Origin of the sequence: Pseudomonas sp. 7SR1 (genome assembly GCF_900156465.1) — a bacterium.
GTDB lineage: Bacteria > Pseudomonadota > Gammaproteobacteria > Pseudomonadales > Pseudomonadaceae > Aquipseudomonas.
In genome coordinates this window covers 5,717,771-5,734,768 of record NZ_LT707064.1, presented here as the reverse complement: position 1 = coordinate 5,734,768, position 16,998 = coordinate 5,717,771, and the positions used below count along the sequence as shown (strand labels likewise).

Here is a 16,998-nt window from a genome sequence, read left to right as displayed (position 1 = left end):
GTGCCGCCCGACCCGCGGAAAAGCGTCGGATCGGGCTTTTTCAATTGCCGAGGCAAGACGATGGAAAAGTTGGAAAGAACCCTTGAAGAATGGCGTGCCATGCTCGACCCGGAGCAGTACAACGTCTGCCGGTTGAAGGGCACCGAGCGCCCGTTTTCCGGTAAGTACAACACCACCAAGACCGACGGTGTGTACCACTGCATCTGCTGCAACGAACCGTTGTTCGATTCGCGGACCAAGTTCGATTCCGGCTGTGGCTGGCCGAGCTTCTACGCGCCGATCGAGGGCAGTGCCGTGGTGGAAGTGCGCGATGTCAGCCACGGCATGATCCGCACCGAAGTGGTCTGCGCCAAATGCGATGCTCACCTGGGTCATGTGTTTCCTGACGGCCCTCCGCCCACGGGGTTGCGTTACTGTATCAATTCGGTGTGCCTGGACCTGGTTGATCGCCAGTGATGAAAGCCTGGCGAGGGGGAATCCCCTCGCCGAAGGTTGTCTGGGTTCGAATTAAATTGCACACAATTTAATTGCTCGCTATCTTCGGCTCCTTCCTTCCCGCTGGAGCCGTGCCATGAGCGACAACCTGCTGAGCATTCCCTGCACCACCATCAAGGGTGAGCAAAAGACCCTCGCCGATTTCGCCGGCAAGGCCGTGCTGGTGGTCAACACCGCCAGCCAGTGCGGTTTCACACCACAGTACAAGGGCCTGGAGACCCTTTGGCAGTCCTACAAGGACCGCGGCCTGGTGGTACTGGGCTTTCCCTGCAATCAGTTCGGCAAGCAGGAGCCGGGTAACGAAGGGGCGATTTCCGAGTTCTGCGAGCTGAATTTCGGCGTGAGCTTCCCGTTGTTCAAGAAAGTCGAGGTCAACGGTGCCAACGCACATCCACTGTTCGTCCAGCTCAAGCAACGCGCCCCCGGCGTGCTGGGTTCCAAGGGCATCAAGTGGAACTTCACCAAGTTCCTGATCGGCAAGGACGGTCAGGTGGTCAAGCGTTTCGCCCCGACCACCAAGCCCGAGGACCTGACCGCCGAGATCGAAGCCCTGCTCAAATGAAGGACAAACCCATCGAAGCGCTCACGCTCGACAGCCAGCTGTGCTTCAAGCTGTATGCTGCGTCGCGGGCAGTGATCCGTGGCTACAAGCCGATGCTCGATCAGCTCGGCCTGACCTATCCGCAGTACCTGGCGATGCTGGTGCTCTGGGAGTGGCAGGACACCGCGCCCGAGCAGCCCACGGTCAAGGCACTGGGGGAGCGGCTGCTGCTGGACTCGGGAACGCTGACACCCTTGCTCAAGCGTCTGGAGCAACTGGACCTGGTCCAGCGCCAGCGTTCGGCCCGGGACGAGCGGGAGGTCCACCTGAGCCTGACGGACACCGGGCGGGTCTTGCGAGAACAAGTGGCGCCGCTCAAGGCCCGCCTGTTGTGCGACAGTGGCATCGACCTGGATGGCCTGGGAACGTTGCGCGCCGGGCTCGACCAGTTGCTGGGCCAGATCAGGGCGCTGACGTCGTAGGCACCCACTGGTCCAGAACCGTCGCCAGTTCTTCGCGGCGAAACGGCTTGGACAGGTAGTCGGTCATGCCGGCGGTCCGGCAGCGTTCGCGCTCCTCGGGCATGGCATTGGCGGTCAATGCCACGATCGGCAGGTTCGGCCAGCGCCCGCTGCGACGAATCTGCCGACTGGCTTCGTAACCGTCCATCACTGGCATGTTGCAATCCATCAGCACCAGGTCGAAATCCCGCTGTTCGAGCTGATCCAGTGCTTCGGCACCATGGGCCGCGACGATGACCTCGCACCCCAGTTTCACCAGCATGCCCTTGGCCACCAGTTGGTTGACCGGGTTGTCCTCCACCAGCAACACCCGCGCGCGCCTGGAGGGCGGCTGTGCCTCGATCTGCTTGTCGTCGATGGCGGCCGCCTCGCTTTGCAGGGCACGACGCAGGATCTGGTACAGCGCATGGCGCGCCAGCGGGCGGGCCTGCTGCAACAGGGGGGCGAGGGTAGTGGCTTCTTCGCTGGGCATGAAACTGCCGTAGGCGGTCACCAGCAGGATGGGGGCGCTGAAGGTCGGTCGCAGGTTGAACAGGCATTCGGGGCAGTCGGTTATCAGCACATCCGGTTTGAGGCCCAGCAGGGAGTCATCGACGGAGCGTCGCTGGTAATCCAGGCCCCAGACGGGCAGCAGCATGTGCAGCAATTCGGCCAGTCCGCTGCTGGCGGCGGTGATGGCTACGACATTGCCTCGCAACGGTTCGACCACCGCCGCCGGCGTATGGCAGGGCAAGGGCAGGTCGGCGCAGAACTGGCTGCCGAAACCGGCTTCGGAACTGATCGTCAGGCGGCCTTGCATGGCTTCGCAGAGGTTGTGGGTCAAGGCCAGGCCCAGCCCGGTGCCGCCAAACTGACGGGTGATCCCGGCGCCGGCCTGGGTGAACGGCTGGAAGATCCGCGCCTGGGCATCCTGGGGGATGCCGATGCCGGTGTCGCAAACTTCGATGCGCACGCCGCCTTCGTAGGCGCTCAGCCGCACATCGACACGGCCGAAGCGGGTGAACTTGAGTGCGTTGGACAACAGGTTGCTGACGATCTGGCGCACGCGGGTCGGATCGCCCAGCACCTGGGCCGGGAAACGAGGATCGATCAGGCAGGCCAGTTCGACACTGGGGGCGGCATTCTGGGAGAGCAGGTTGGCGGTGTCTTCGATCTGGGAAGCCAGGTCGAACGGGATACGTTCGAGCTCCAGCTGGCCGGCATCGAACTTGGACAGGTCGAGAATATCGTTGAGCAGTTCGACCAGCACCTTGCCCGAGTCATGGGCAATCGACAATTGCTGCTGCTGCTCGGCGGTGAGAGGGCCGTCCAAAGACAAGGCGATCATCCCCAGCAGGCCATTGAGGGGCGTGCGGATTTCATGGCTCATGTTGGCCAGGAAGGCGGAACGGGCGTCGGCCATGTCCAGGGCGGTACGCCTGGCCACTTCCAGCTCTTCGTTGGACTGGCTGAGGCGGGCATTGATGGCCTTGAGTTCGGCGGTGCGTGCCGAGACGATGTTTTCCAGTTGCGCCAGGTATTCGGTGAGGCGATTTTCGGCGGTGCGCCGCTGCTGGATTTCGGTGGAGATGTTTTCGAACTGCTGGTTGGCGACCGAGACCAGTACGCCGATCTCGTCGTACTGGTGGCCGGAAGGGCATTCCAGCCGGCTCTGTTCGCTGCTGCTGGGGTCGCGGCCGGCCAGCTCGCGGATGACCCGTACCAAGGGCTTGGTCAGCATGACGTAGAACAGCGCCAGCAACAGCCCGGTCAGGATCAGGCTGCGGGCGAACCCGTTGAGCAGCGTGACCTCGGCCCTGCGCAGGAAGCGGCTGCCAAAAGCGTACGTATCGACCTCCAGGCGCAGCACTCCGAGGGATTCGCCGGGCAAATGGTCCAGGTAAAGCCGATCTTCGAACTGGCGCTGGGCGCCGAACAGGAAGTCGCTGATGAACCGGTAGTTGCTCTGGAGTTCGGGGCGTTTGACGCTGGCCAACACGGTATTGTTGTTGTCGATCAGTTCGGCGCCGATGATGGCCGGTGAACGCAGCAGGCCCAGGGACAACTCCTGGGCCAGTTCGGCGTCGATGTTGTAGGCGATGCGCGAGGCCGGGTTGTGGCTGATTTCCATCAGCGACAGGATCTCGCGGTTGATCGAGGCGTCTTCGCTGGCATAATCGATGCCGATCTGCATCAGGCTGAGCAATGTGCCCAGCACGAAACCCACCAGAACGGTCAGTCGGGCCTGCTTGTAAGACAGCCGTTGGGTGAATCTGATGTCCATGGAATGGTGAACCACTTACGTTTCCCTTCGCCGCTCAAGCATAGCTGATCATCTCTGGATACCGGCCTGGCCGGTTTATGTTGTGTGGGATAGACCCGCCATTGAATACGGCGTTTCGTCGCCGTAGCGTCATCATTACTGTGAACCTGCCCGAGGAGAAGACGTGGACTCGCGATTGAATGCTTTTCTTGAGCGCGCCGATGCGGTGCTGGCCCGTATCGAGCCGTTGCTGCCCGCGCCCCGGCCCGACATCGACTGGACCGCAACCCTGGCTGCCCGCTGGCAGCGCGACGGACGCAGCGGTTATCTGTTGCCGTTGCAGGTCAGCCTCGACATGCGCCTGTCGGACCTGATCGGCGTCGAGCGCCAGGTCGGGCAACTGGGCCGCAACACCCGTCAGTTCATCGACGGCATGCCGGCCAACCATGCATTGCTCTGGGGCTCGCGTGGTACGGGCAAATCGTCCCTGGTGCGCGCCCTGTTGGCCGAGCATGCCCAGGAGGGCCTGCGGCTGATCGAGATCGAACGCGATCATCTGGCCGACCTGCCGCGGGTGGTGGAGCAGGTCGCCAAGCTGCCCCAGCGCTTCGTGCTGTTCTGCGATGACCTGTCGTTCGAATCCGGTGAGGGTGATTACCGGGTACTCAAGAGCGTGCTGGATGGCTCCCTGGAACAGGCGCCGGATAACGTGTTGCTGTATGCCACGTCCAACCGCCGTCACCTGGTGCCGGAAAAGGAAAGCGACAACGAGAACTGGAAGCGGGTCGATGGCGAGCTGCATCCCAGCGAAGCCGTGGAGGACAAGATCGCGCTGTCGGACCGTTTCGGCCTGTGGCTGTCGTTCTATCCCTTCACCCAGGAGCATTTTCTCAATGTGGTGGAGCACTGGATCGGTGAGCTGGCGGCCAAGGCCGGGCTGGCCTGGCAGCGTGATGAAGCGCTGGATATAGAAGCGGTCCGCTGGGCCACCGGGCGGGGCAACCGCAACGGCCGTTGCGCCTATCAATTTGCCCGTTATTGGGTTGGCCTCAAACTGCTGGAGCACAAGGCATGATCGATCTGAAGAACACCGGCCAAGGCCTCGACGGCTACGACCTGTTATTGGCACAGTTGCAATCCCTGCTGGCCGATGAACGCGATTTCATCGCCAACGCCGCGCAGTTCTCGGCATTCCTGTTCAGTCAGCTGGACGACCTGAACTGGGCCGGGTTCTATCTCAATCGCAATGAAGAACTGGTGCTGGGCCCGTTCCAGGGCCAGATCGCCTGCGTGCGGATTCCCTTCGGCCGGGGTGTCTGCGGTACGGCAGCGGCGACCGGCCAGACCCAGCGTGTCGAGGACGTGCATGCCTTCCCGGGGCACATCGCCTGTGACAGTGCGTCGAACAGCGAACTGGTGGTGCCGCTGCTCAAGGACGGACGCCTGATCGGAGTGCTCGATTTGGACAGCCCGAAACTGGCGCGCTTCAGCGAGCATGACCAGGCTGGTATCGAGCGCCTGAGCGAGATTTTCCTGCGCTTGACCGACTGCTGAGCCCTTCGCGCGGGCGCTGGCAAAGCCTGCGGACCTGTGGCGGGCAGGCTCGGTGCCCGACCACACGCCTGGATCGGTAGCGACGGCGCCCATGTCTAGACGCCCGCCTGGTCCAGGAGGCTGTCCGCATCGACGTCATCGATCTGGTGCGGGTCGAGAAACTGGTTGGCGTAGCTCAGGTAGATCCGTTCATCGATGAAAAGCTTGAACAGTTCCGGGTCGATATGGGCGTTACGGCACATCGTCGCCATGATGCCCAGGGCCTCGCTCAGTTTCTTGGCTTTCTTGTAGGGCCGGTCGGCCGCCGTCAATGCTTCGAAGATATCCGCGATCGCCATCATGCGTGCCGGCAGGCTCATCTGCGCGCGCCTGAGCCGCTTGGGGTATCCGGTGCCATCCATCTTTTCATGATGGCCGCCGGCGATCTCCGCAACGTTCTCCAGGTGGCTGGGGAAGGGCAGCTGGCTGAGCATCAGGATCGTCTGCACCATATGGTGATTGATGACATAGCGTTCCTCCCGGGTCAGCGTGCCCCGTGGGATGCTGAGGTTGTAGAGTTCGCCACGGTTGTATTTCCAGGTTGGCACATCGAGCTGGAAGCCCCATGGGTTGTCCGCCGGGATCAGTTCGGCCTCGTGCCGCTCCACCAGGTGTTCGGGCTTGTCGGCCAACAGGGTTTCGACCACGGGGAGCGTCGGCTCGGGAGTCCGTGCCTGGCGCCGGTTCTCTTCCCACGATACGCCTAGGCGATCCTCCAGCGTCCGGGTCCAGGGACGCTGGGCAATTTCCCGCAAACGTAGCAGGTCGGCGTCGGCCATGGCTTCGGTGCCCAGGTTGCAACGCGCGACAAAGGCGAAGTCGTCATCGAGGCTGGCCAGCGTCTCATCACGCTTGCGCGCCAGGGCGGCGGCTTCGCCCCCGGTTGCCATGGCCTGCCAGTAGTCGACCCAGGCGTCGCGCTTGAGCACCTCGAAGCGCGTGCGGATTTCGTGGATCCGGTCGTTCAGGGTCTCCAGCTTGGTGGCCTTGTCCACCACGTACTCCGGCGTGGTGACCTTGCCGCAATCGTGCAGCCAGGCGGCGATGTGCAGCGCTTCCCACTCGTCTTCGGTAGGCCGGTAGGCTTCGAAGGCCGGCGCGTTGCTCGCGGCGGCGGCCTGGGCGAGTAGCAGGGTCAGGGCCGGTACCCGCTGGCAGTGACCGCCGGTGTACGGGCTCTTGGCGTCGATGGCGCCGGCCAGCAGCTGGATGAACGAGTCCAGCAATTGCTTCTGCCGGGCCTGCAGGCGCTGGCTTTCGATGCTCACGGTGGCGGTGCCGGAGACGGCTTGCAAAAAAGCGATGCGGTCCGGCTGCAGTTTTTCCAGATCGGCTTCGGTGCCGGTATCGCTGATCAACAGCACCAGCATGCCGACGGTTTCCTGATGACGGTTGCGCAGGCGGATACCGATCAGGTGCACGCGCGGAGCGTCCAGTGCCTGCAGGACACGCTGCAGGTCGGCGGCCTGCTCGTATCCCAGGGAGGTGACGAGATTGTCCGAGAGCGCCAGTTGCTGGAGCCAGGGCGGGCTGTCGCCACTGGCCAGGGCATGGCTTTGCAGTTCGAACGCTTCCAGTGGCTGTGGCGTGCCATGGATGACCAGCCCATACGGCTTGACCTGGTCGGTGTCATTTTCGCGCAGGTAGATCAGCCCGGCCTGGGCCTGGCCGATTTTCACGGTCTCGAACAGCACTCGTTCCAACAGTGGGGCGAAGCGGGTTTCGGCGCGCAGGCTGGCGGTGATTTCAAAGAAGCTGGCCAGCGTCTCTTTCATCCGGGCCATCGAGAGGCTCAATTGATCCACTTCCAGTACGAGGGAGTGGCGCGACACCGGGTAGTCGAAGTCGAAGCTGCGAATCGCATCCGCTTCCCGGACCAACGCGCTCAGGGGCTTGACCAGCAGCCTGGAAGTCAGCCAGCCCAGGGGCAGGCACAGCAGCAGCGTGGCCAGGGTAATCAGGGCGCCTTGCCAGCGCATGCGATAGGCATCGGCCAGCAGTTCATCCTCGGGCACCAGCAACGCCAGCTCCAGGCCCCGGGGCCCGCCTTCCTGCATGTGACTGCGGGACACGATCCATTGGCGTCCGGCTGCCTCCAGGCGCGTTGCGTCGCCACTGGCGTCGAGAGCGACGGCGATGGACGGGCTGAGGTCGCGGGCCTTGATCAGTTGGGCCGATCCGGTATCAGCGAGCAACCGGTCGCTGTCGGGATAGCCCACCGCGTTGCCCTGGGGATCGACCAGCACGATTTCAGTGCCGGCGGTCACTTTGTGCTTGGCGAGCGTCTGGGACAGGGCCGCGAGGGTCAGGTCGGCACCGATGACCGCTTCCTCGCCGCTTCGCCGGGCGAGGGTCGTGCCGATGTTGCGGGTGGAAAAGAAGACATAGGGATCGGTCGTGATCTGCCCGGCAGTGTCCAGTGCACTGCGAAACCAGTCACGCGTGCGTGGATCGAAGGTGCCATCGGCATTGTCCCGGGCGCTGATGAATGCCAGCGCCTGATCGTAGAACAGTGACTGGGAGCGCACCTGGCCCGAAAGGCCTGTTCGTTCGAGGGTCCAGACCTGATAAGCCGCTTCGTCTGGCGCGCTCACCGCGGTTTTCAGTGCTTGGGTGCGCAGTGGCCGGACCATCAGGAAATTGCCCTGGCGGTCGCCCAGGTACAACGATGCCAGGTTGGGGTTGTCCCGCAGTGCCTGGCTGAAAGGGGTAAGCAGGGCCAGGCGTTGGTCCAGGCCGGAGGCCCGCGTTGCCGGGTAGTCGGCCAGCAGGCTCAGCACATGGCGGATCGGCTCGTAGGTGTCGTACAGGTCCAGGCGCACGTCCCGTTCAATGCGGTTGAACAGTTGTTCGCTGCTGGAGAGGATGATCCGCGTGGTCTGTCGGTAGTTGAAGAGGCCCAGCACCACGCCGGTGAGCAGCAGGAGCAGGGTGAACATCACACTGATGTGTACGTGGAGGGGGAACCGGCGTTGTTCCGGACGCGGTGCGCTGGGCATTGCAATCACTCCGAGTGTGGGTACGCACTGCTGAGCGGACATCATAGTAAATACCGGGCTATTTTGCCTTGGCGACCTCGTTTTCCAGCACCTGCTCCAGCTCCGCCATGGCACGTTCGAGGGCCGTGGCGCATGCCTGGATCCGCTCGGGTGCCTGGGCTTGAAGGCAAGCGTTTTCCAATGCCTCGCATCGCTGGATCAAATCGGTCGCCTGCACGATCCGGGCTACGCCCTTTATCTTGTGTGCCGTTTCGGTCAGCGCCTGCCGGTTCCCATCCCGGGCGACAGCGAGCAATTCCTGGCGGTCCGAGCGGTTGCTGCGCAGCAGCTCCGCCAACAGCCGCCGGGTGGATGAAGGATCGCCGCCGGTCAGTGCCCGCAGGTTGTGTACAGTGAAGGTCTGTGGACGGCTCACGGACCTGACGCCTTTCATCCATTGGCTCAGGACATTCAGGCTGATGGGTTTGAACAGGCAGTCGTCCATCCCGGCGTCCAGGCAGCGCTGTTTTTCTTCGGGTTGTGCATTGGCGGTAAATCCCAGGAGGGTACAGGGCGGCAGGTTCTGTCCGGACTCGTACCTGCGGATTGACCGGGCCAGCTCGTAGCCGCTCATGACCGGCATGTTGCAGTCGACGATGACCAGGTCGAAATCCCCATGCTGCCAGGCGGTGAGCCCTTGTGCGCCATCGTCGGCGACCTGGTAGCGATGACCGAGGTATTCCAGTTGCTGTGACATCAACAGGCGATTGGCCGGATGGTCGTCCACCACCAGCACATTCAGGGCGGCCGCCGCCGTTTCGATCACCGGCTCAGGCACAGCGCAGGCCGTCACCGTAGGCAGTACGCTCAATTGCAGGCAGACTCGGACCTGGGTACCGGCTCCCGGTTGGCTGTTCATATGCAGGCTGCCCCCCATCATGCGACACAGGTTGCGACTGATCACCAGTCCCAGCCCGGCGCCCTTGCGGGCCATGCGGCTGGTATTGTCGGCCTGGGCAAAAGGCTCGAACAGTCGGTTCAGGTCGCTGGGGCTGATGCCGATGCCGCTGTCGCTGACATCCAGGCGCATTTGCAGGAGATCGTCACGCTCGGTTCGAGACAGCTGGACATCAACCCTTACCCAGCCCTGCTCGGTGAACTTGAGGGCGTTGCTGATCAGGTTCGAAATCACCTGCTTGAATCGCAAGGGGTCTATCAGTACGTCCGGGTTGTCGTCTGCCGGGTCGAGCTGCAGTGTCAGCGCCAGGTTCTTCTGTCGGGCCACACCTTCGAACACTCGGATGACCGATTGCAGCAAGGCCCTGAGATTGACCCGTTCGGGAGCCAGGCTCAGGTGGCCCGACTCGATGCGAGCGATGTCCAGGATATCGCCGATCAGTTCCAGCATGCCGGAGGCCGATTCGTAGGCGACGGCGATGGCGGCCCGGTCCACCTGGCCCTTGTCGGCATGCTTGAGGGCCAGTTCAAGCATGCCGATCACCGCGTTCATGGGGGTGCGGATTTCGTGGCTCATGGTCGCCAGGAAGGTGCTCTTGGCCCGGTTCGCATCATCGGCCCGCTCCTTGGCGGCCCGCAGTTCATCGAAAAGCTGCCGTCGTTCACTGATGTCGATCCAGCCGCCGATGATGCCTTGTACCTGGGCGGCGGCGTTGCGGTAGGGAAGGATCCAGTGATAGATCGTCAGTCGCCTGTCGCCGATGTGCAGCGGCCTGTCGACGATCAATGGGGTGCCTTCCTCCATGACCCGCTGGTAGTCCGCCTGGTACTCCCTGGCCTCGAAGGCATTGCTCATGGAGCCGGGCATCACGTTCTTGCCAATGACGTCTTCGCGCCGTGCATCGAAGGCCTCCAGATAGCTGTCGTTACAGCTCTGCAGGACGCCGTCGCGGTCTCTGACGTAAATGGGATGTGGCGTGCCGTTGACCAGCGAACGCATGAACTCCAGCTGGTCGTTGAGCGCCAGTTCCGCTCGCTGGCGCTGGCGGATCTGCCGCCGCATGTAGGCGTTCCAGGCCAGGGACAGCAGCAGTAGCAGGCCGACCCCCGCGACGATCTGGAAGAACAGGCGGTTATAGGTGCGCCAGGTGTGCTCCGATGCCGGGACGTAGCCCCGCCACCGGTTGTTGATGACCCCCAGTTCGTCGGGGTCGATGCTGGTCAGGGCCTTGTCGAGGATGGCGTTCAGTTCGGTGGCGTTTCTGGCCGTGGCCAGGGAGAACATGGCCTGCTCGGTGCCCACGGTGCTGCTGATCTGCAACGTGTCCCGGAACGCGTGGGACGAAAGGAAATAGTTGGCCATGACCAGGGAGTGCACGCTGCCGTCGACCTTGCCTTGGGCAAGCATTTCAACGGCATGGGCGGAGTCGGTGGTTTCGATGATCCTGATGCGCGGGTACTGGCGGTGTAGCCACTCGATGATCGGATTGCCTTTGGCGATCGCCAGGCTTCTTTCGCCGAACTGGTCGAGCACCGTCGGCGCAGCGGAATGCTTGGGACTCAGCAGCACGAAGGAACTGTCGACGTAAGGGCGGCTGAATTTAAGCTGCTGTTGCCGTTCGCTGCTGGGCAGGAGCGCGGCAATCATATCGGCCCGATCGTTCGCGATGGCTGCAATCGTTTCGCTGTCGTCCCGATGGCGTTGGATATCCAGGCGCAAGCCGGTGCGCAGCCGAATCAGTTCCAGCAAGTCGGCGCCTATTCCGCGAAAATCGCCGTCCGAATCGAAGAAGGTGAACGGGGCGAACGTTTCGTTCACGGCCACCCGGATCACCGGATGGCTGGCCAGCCAGCGTTGCTCCCTGTCGGTCAGTTGTATTCGATGCTCGGTGAGATAGAGGTCGCTGCCCGCGCTCCAGCGTTTGGAGATCGCCACCTGTTCGCTGATCGGGATCCGGTTGAGCGTGGCATTGATGATTTCCAGCAAGCGGGTGTCATGGCGCCGTACCGCGAAACCGAATCCATGGGACTCATGCTTGCCGAAGCTGGCCATGCGGATGTTGTTCAGGTAGCCCTTGTTGATCATGTAGTGGGTGGAAATGGTATCGCCGAGAAAGACATCGGCCTGGCCGAAAGCGACGGCATTTATGGCGTTCTGGTAGGAGGGGTAGGTGGTGATACGCGCCTTTGGGTACAGCCTTTCGACGTCCTGCTCGGGCAGGTAGTGATAGACCATGCTGAGACGCAGCCCCTCGAGATCCTCGCTCAGGGAGCGGCTTTCATTGGTTCGGGTGACAAGGACGGGCTGATCCACGGCATAGGGTGTCGAAAGGGCGAGTTCGGGATCGCGGGCTTCGAAACCGTTGGCGCTTCCCAACAGATCGATACGGCCTTGCTTGAGCGCAGCGATGGCCTCGCCGCGGGAGCCGAAGCGCAGGACTTTCACGGGCAGCCCGGTCGCCTGGGCGATAATCGCGGCGTAGTCGGCAGTCATGCCTTCATAGTCGCGTCCGCTGGTGGAAAGATCGAAGGGCGGATAATCCGGTGCGGAAGTGCCCAGTCTCAGTTCCTGCCGTTCACGCAGCCAGGCACGCTGGGCCTGATCCAGGCCGACCTCGACAGGGGGCGCGCCCGAGCGACCCAGAAGTGTGTATGGCTCGGGAGCGGCAGTCGCTGCCGCGAGAAATCCTGCACATAGCCCTGCGATCAATAGCAGGAGAAATCCTTTCATGCCTGTGGACATCCTGTTTTCTCACACCAGTGCGTTGCGCTTCGCCATTTCTATAAGTTCCACAAGGGACTTGACCTTGAGTTTCTGCATCAAGCGTTTCTTGTAAGTGCTGACAGTCTTGTTGCTCAGGAACATGCCCTTGGCAATTTCCTTGTTAGTGCGCCCCTGGGCAAAGAGTTGCAATACCATCAACTCTCGATCGTTGACGTTCTTGAACAGGTCCAGTTCCACACTTCGCGGATCATCGGGGCGCACCGGGTTGAGCGCCTGGCTCGGAAAATAGTTGTAGCCCGACAACACAGCCTTGATTGCACTGACAAGTTCACTGAGGTCCTCTTGCTTGCAGACGTAACCGGAGGCACCGGATTGCATGCAGCGGATACCGAACAGCGTGGGTGACTGCGCCGTGAGCACGAGGGTCTTGAGCGGCGTGGTCATGGCATTGAAGCGCGAGAGGATTTCCAGCCCGTCAAGTTTGGGAATGCTGATGTCCAGGATCACCAGGTCCGGCATGCATTCGCGCACCATTTGCATCGCATCGACGCCATTGTCGGTTTCCCCTACCACTTTGTAGCCCTCATGCTCCAGTAGCATGCGAACAGCGAGGCGGATGACCGGATGATCGTCGACAATGAAAACGGAGTTCATGAATAAAAGTCCCATGCGAGCATAAATAAAGCGCGCACCTTAGCCCAGTTAAAGGCCGTGCCGTACGAGGAGACAGGCATTCATCCTTAGTTTCAGAAGTTTCCTACAAAAAAAGAGGTTGGATACTACGAGGTAATTAGGTTTTTAGTAGGTAATAGGCGCGAAGTTGTGTGGGTTTTATTTGTGGACGTCATATTCAGAGCTGTTTGTCATGGGTTTAATGACAAACAGCTCCAAGGTTTATTATGGAAAAAACTCAGCAAAAGCCCCTTTACAGGCCGTGGCTGAAAGATGATGGCGCGCGCAAGAGGATCTATTGACGGATGCGGCCCGTCATCTCCTGGGCCATCTCGCTGGCGTAACTGTCGGTCATGCCGGCGATGAAATCGATCATCCGCAGGAATGCTGCATGCAGGGACCCATTGGGGTCGGGCGCGTTGTTTCCCAGCAGGTCGAGGATGCGGCGATTCTTGAATGAAGGGGTGCGGCCTCCATGCTGTTCCAGCGCAGCGCCACAGAACCCGTTGAGCAGGATTTCCAGGGTGGTGTAGGCACCGATTTCATTGAGTGTCTTGCGCTTGTCCTGGAAGATCTTCTTGCGTGCCATGTCCTTGGCATTCAATACGCAACGTTTGGCCGGACCATGCATATGTTCCACGAGATCGCCCGACAGCGTGCCGGCCAGCAACGCCTGTTGCTGTTCCACGAATGCCCGGGCAGCGGCATTGGTCAGGTGCTCGATGGCCTTGCCCCGCAGGATGGCCAGTTTGCGTCGGCGCGAATCCAGCGGCCCGAGCTGACGGTAGGTTTCCGGGAGATCGTCACCCACCAGGTCCAGGAGCAGCGACTCCACCTGTGAGTACGCCAGTAGATCCATCTCCACGCCATCTTCCAGGTCGATCAGGGCGTAGCAGATGTCATCGGCGGCTTCCATCAGGTACACCAGCGGATGCCGCGCCCAGCGCTGGTCTTCGATCTGCGGCAGGCCCAGCTTGTGGGCAATCTGTTCAAGCAGGGGCAGTTCGCTCTGGTAGCAGCCGAACTTGTGTTTCTTGTAGCCCAGGGAGTCGGCGTGACGAGCCGTCCAGGGGTATTTCAGGTAAGTGCCGAGGGTGGCATAGGTCAGGCGGGTGCCGCCGTCGAACTGGTGATATTCAAGTTGCGTGAGGACCCGGAACCCCTGGGCGTTGCCTTCGAAATTGAGAAAGTCGTTGCGTTCGGCCTCGCTCATGGCGTCAAGCCAGCCACGGCCTGCCGCCTGTTGGAACCAGTAGCGGATGGCGTCCTCGCCGGAATGGCCGAAGGGTGGGTTGCCGATGTCGTGGGCCAGGCAGGCCGATTGCACCACCATGCCCAGGTCGCTTGGCTCGCACCAGTCGGGCAGGGCGCCGCGGATGGTTTCTCCCACCCGCATGCCCAGTGAGCGTCCGACGCAACTGACTTCCAGGGAATGGGTCAGTCGCGTATGGATGTGGTCGTTGCTGGACACCGGATGCACTTGGGTCTTGCGGCCCAGGCGTCGGAAGGCACCGGAAAAGATGATGCGGTCATGGTCTTTATGGAAAGGGCTTCGGCCCAGCTCTTGCGGGCTGTGCAGCGGTTTCCCGAGGCGTTCGCGAGTCAGCAGGGTGTGCCAGTCCAAGGCCGGTTGCTCCGTTGAGTATTCGACACTAGCTTCCCTGTTCGGGCAGCGTCCCGCAAGCCCATCAAGGCTTGCGTGCGCTCTTGGCCAGTTTGATCAGCGGCAGCAACGTTGTAGCCAGTCGGACCAGGCGTGCCAGGCCACCGCTGCGTCCACTGCGGGTCCGCTTGCCGGTGATGAAGCCCAGCAGGGTCACTGCCGCCATACCCCACAGGGGCGCGTGTTTTATGCCAAAGCCTTCATGCCAGTTCTGGCTAAAGCCACGCACCCGCTGCAACGGTTGCAGCAGTTGGCGTGTTTCCTGACGGATTTCCTGGCGATGCATCTCCATGCGCAAGCGAACCAGCGCCTTGCGCATTTCCTGCCGTGTACGGGCTTGAGGGATATCGGGCAGGCTCATGGCAACAGGCGCTCCCGGTCATTGGACAATTCTTCCAGGGTGGCATGGAAGGGGGAGGACTCATCGTAGATCGCCGCCTTGAGCCGAAGACCGCAGAACAGCGCCGCCAGCAGATAGAACAGGCACAGGCCGATAATCCCCGCCATGCGATAGGTATCCCATACCAGGATCAGTACCAGTGTCGACAGGCCTACCAACAGCAACAGCGCAAACACCAGTGCCAGGCCGGCGAACAGCAGCAGGCTGACGGTACGGGCCTTCTGTTCCTGGAGCTCCATGCCGAACAACTCGACATGGCTGTGCAGCAACCCGAGAAACGCAGCTCCCAATCGGCGTGCCGAAGATTTTGTGCCCGCTTCGGACGAGCCCGGTTCGTTCATGTCCATCATCAGCGTCGTGTCGCCAGCAGGCCGATCAGGAAGCCCACCCCTGCGGCGATGCCGACCGATTGCCAAGGGTTGGCTTGTACATATTCCTCCGTGGCGGTCACCGCAGCCTGGCCGCGTTCGCGCATGGAGTCCTCGGTCAGCTTGAGGGTGTCGCGGGCGCGCAGGAGGGTCTCATGGATCTGGCTGCGCAGTTCATCGGCCTGGTCGCCCGCCAGCGTCGCGGTGTGCTCCAGCAGGCGTTCGGTGTCGCTGACCAGCGTCTGAAAGTCTTCCTTCAGGATTTCTTGAGCAGTCTTTGCCTGGGGTCTGGCCATGGATGGATCTCCGTAAATGACGTCTGAAGCGTTCGAGTGTAAGCCTTGCCGGAAGGTTCAGTGAAAGTGGCTGGTACAACTTTTGCTCGGCATTGGCTCAAGGTTTTGCCATGTACTGGTGCGTCGGGCGTGTCGATGCGCTGAAGTCGGGCGCAGGCTGGCGGAACCTTAACCCAAATAATCAGAACTCGCGAAACATCACTGCGTCTTGCTCCTCCTGGTGCACCAAAGCGGTTCGCCTGCCTTCGATCGGTAGTCGGATTGATTCAACTTGGTGCGCTGGGGCGGCGCCAGTCGCGTCGATGCTCTTAAAACTTTTTCAGGTCTGCCAATACCATGGAAAATATGCAAAGCGCTGTGGACAGTCTGGTCCATAGCTCCAACACGCTGTTCATTCTGCTCGGTGCGGTCATGGTCCTGGCCATGCATGCCGGTTTTGCGTTCCTGGAAGTAGGCACCGTCCGACAGAAAAACCAGGTCAACGCGCTGTCGAAGATCCTCAGCGATTTCGCGGTCTCGACCCTGGCGTATTTCTTCGTGGGCTACTGGGTTTCCTACGGCGTGACGTTCCTGCAGCCTGCAGCGGTGCTGAGTGCCGATCATGGCTACAGCCTGGTGAAATTCTTTTTTCTGCTGACATTCGCCGCTGCGATCCCTGCCATCATTTCCGGCGGTATTGCCGAACGCGCCCGATTCGCCCCGCAGTTGTGCGCCACGGTGTTGATCGTGGCATTCGTATATCCCTTCTTCGAGGGCCTGGTATGGAATGGCAATCTTGGCCTGCAAGCCTGGTTGCAGGCCCGATTCGGTGCCAGTTTCCACGACTTTGCCGGCTCCGTGGTGGTGCATGCCATGGGCGGCTGGCTGGCGCTGGCCGCCGTGCTCCTGCTCGGTGCGCGTAACGGCCGTTACCGGGACGGTCGACTGGTGGCGTTCGCGCCATCGAGCATTCCGTTTCTGGCCCTGGGTTCCTGGATCCTGATTGTCGGCTGGTTCGGTTTCAACGTCATGAGCGCCCAGACGCTGCCTGGGGTGAGTGGATTGGTGGCGGTCAATTCGTTGATGGCCATGGTCGGCGGAACCGTGGCGGCACTGGTTGTCGGTCGCAACGACCCGGGCTTCCTGCATAACGGCCCACTGGCCGGGCTGGTGGCGGTATGTGCAGGTTCCGACCTGATGCATCCGGTTGGGGCGCTGGCCACCGGTGCCATTGCCGGAGTCCTGTTTGTCTGGTGTTTCACCGCGGCCCAGGGCAAATGGAAGATCGACGATGTGCTGGGTGTCTGGCCATTGCATGGCCTGTGCGGCGTCTGGGGGGGCATTGCCTGCGGCATTTTCGGTCAGGGCGCCTTGGGCGGCCTGGGTGGGGTCAGCCTGGTCAGCCAACTGATCGGTACCGCGTTGGGCGTGGCCATTGCCCTGGCCGGTGGTTTCGCGGTCTATGGCCTGATCAAGGCCGTGCTGGGGCTTCGGCTGACCCAGGAAGAGGAGTACTACGGCGCGGACTTGTCCATCCACAAGATTGGCGCCGTCAGCCAGGATTGAGC

The 16,998-nt window shown here is 61.8% G+C and carries 14 protein-coding genes; 6 read left to right on the top strand and 8 right to left on the bottom strand.

Going from position 1 to position 16,998, the window contains the following annotated elements:
* The first annotated feature begins 60 nt into the window (after positions 1–60).
* From msrB to BW992_RS25135, 3 genes are all read left to right on the top strand, one after another.
* Positions 61–456 (top strand): peptide-methionine (R)-S-oxide reductase MsrB, encoded by a 396-nt coding sequence (gene msrB, locus BW992_RS25145; RefSeq protein WP_072389229.1) that lies wholly within the window; start codon positions 61–63, stop codon positions 454–456.
* Positions 457–571: 115 nt separating this feature from the next.
* Complete coding sequence (locus BW992_RS25140) at positions 572–1,057, top strand: glutathione peroxidase (RefSeq protein ID WP_072389227.1); 486 nt, start codon at positions 572–574, stop codon at positions 1,055–1,057.
* Positions 1,054–1,518 carry a MarR family winged helix-turn-helix transcriptional regulator gene (locus BW992_RS25135; protein WP_072389225.1) on the top strand — a complete coding sequence of 155 codons (465 nt, stop codon included), beginning with the start codon at positions 1,054–1,056 and terminating at the stop codon, positions 1,516–1,518. The genes BW992_RS25140 and BW992_RS25135 overlap by 4 nt, the downstream gene beginning before the upstream one ends.
* Here BW992_RS25135 and BW992_RS25130 read toward each other — a convergent pair.
* Positions 1,499–3,820 carry a hybrid sensor histidine kinase/response regulator gene (locus tag BW992_RS25130; protein ID WP_076407254.1) on the bottom strand — a complete coding sequence of 774 codons (2,322 nt, stop codon included), beginning with the start codon at positions 3,818–3,820 and terminating at the stop codon, positions 1,499–1,501. The two genes, BW992_RS25135 and BW992_RS25130, sit on opposite strands and share 20 nt — an antisense overlap.
* Positions 3,821–3,983: 163 nt before the next feature.
* Between BW992_RS25130 and BW992_RS25125 the strand changes: the two genes are divergently transcribed.
* The gene (locus tag BW992_RS25125) at positions 3,984–4,874 is read left to right on the top strand and encodes an ATP-binding protein (protein WP_072389220.1); all 891 of its coding nucleotides are present in this window, start codon (positions 3,984–3,986) and stop codon (positions 4,872–4,874) included.
* Positions 4,871–5,353, top strand: coding sequence for a GAF domain-containing protein (locus BW992_RS25120; RefSeq protein ID WP_076407253.1), 483 nt, complete (start codon positions 4,871–4,873; stop codon positions 5,351–5,353). The genes BW992_RS25125 and BW992_RS25120 overlap by 4 nt, the downstream gene beginning before the upstream one ends.
* A gap of 95 nt (positions 5,354–5,448) precedes the next feature.
* Here BW992_RS25120 and BW992_RS25115 read toward each other — a convergent pair whose 3' ends face one another.
* The 7 genes from BW992_RS25115 to BW992_RS25085 all read right to left on the bottom strand — a co-directional run bounded on the left by BW992_RS25115 (position 5,449) and on the right by BW992_RS25085 (position 15,451).
* Positions 5,449–8,391 carry an HD domain-containing phosphohydrolase gene (locus tag BW992_RS25115; RefSeq protein WP_076407252.1) on the bottom strand — a complete coding sequence of 981 codons (2,943 nt, stop codon included), beginning with the start codon at positions 8,389–8,391 and terminating at the stop codon, positions 5,449–5,451.
* 58 nt (positions 8,392–8,449) lie between these two features.
* Positions 8,450–12,070 (bottom strand): transporter substrate-binding domain-containing protein, encoded by a 3,621-nt coding sequence (locus BW992_RS25110; RefSeq protein WP_076407251.1) that lies wholly within the window; start codon positions 12,068–12,070, stop codon positions 8,450–8,452.
* 9 nt (positions 12,071–12,079) lie between these two features.
* A complete protein-coding gene (locus BW992_RS25105; RefSeq protein WP_072389211.1) occupies positions 12,080–12,706 on the bottom strand; it encodes a response regulator transcription factor in 627 nt (208 codons plus the stop codon).
* A 313-nt stretch (positions 12,707–13,019) separates the two neighbouring features.
* Positions 13,020–14,348, bottom strand: coding sequence for a deoxyguanosinetriphosphate triphosphohydrolase (locus BW992_RS25100; protein WP_072389209.1), 1,329 nt, complete (start codon positions 14,346–14,348; stop codon positions 13,020–13,022).
* A 64-nt stretch (positions 14,349–14,412) separates the two neighbouring features.
* Positions 14,413–14,748 (bottom strand): hypothetical protein, encoded by a 336-nt coding sequence (locus BW992_RS25095; RefSeq protein ID WP_072389207.1) that lies wholly within the window; start codon positions 14,746–14,748, stop codon positions 14,413–14,415.
* On the bottom strand, positions 14,745–15,134 hold the full coding sequence (locus BW992_RS25090; protein ID WP_072389205.1) for a phage holin family protein: 390 nt from the start codon (positions 15,132–15,134) through the stop codon (positions 14,745–14,747). The genes BW992_RS25095 and BW992_RS25090 overlap by 4 nt, the downstream gene beginning before the upstream one ends.
* 2 nt (positions 15,135–15,136) lie before the next feature.
* A complete protein-coding gene (locus tag BW992_RS25085) occupies positions 15,137–15,451 on the bottom strand; it encodes a DUF883 family protein (RefSeq protein ID WP_072389203.1) in 315 nt (104 codons plus the stop codon).
* Positions 15,452–15,787: 336 nt separating this feature from the next.
* On the opposite strand from BW992_RS25085, the gene BW992_RS25080 reads away from it, so the two are divergent.
* Complete coding sequence (locus BW992_RS25080; RefSeq protein ID WP_076407250.1) at positions 15,788–16,996, top strand: ammonium transporter; 1,209 nt, start codon at positions 15,788–15,790, stop codon at positions 16,994–16,996.
* The last annotated feature ends 2 nt before the right edge of the window (positions 16,997–16,998 follow it).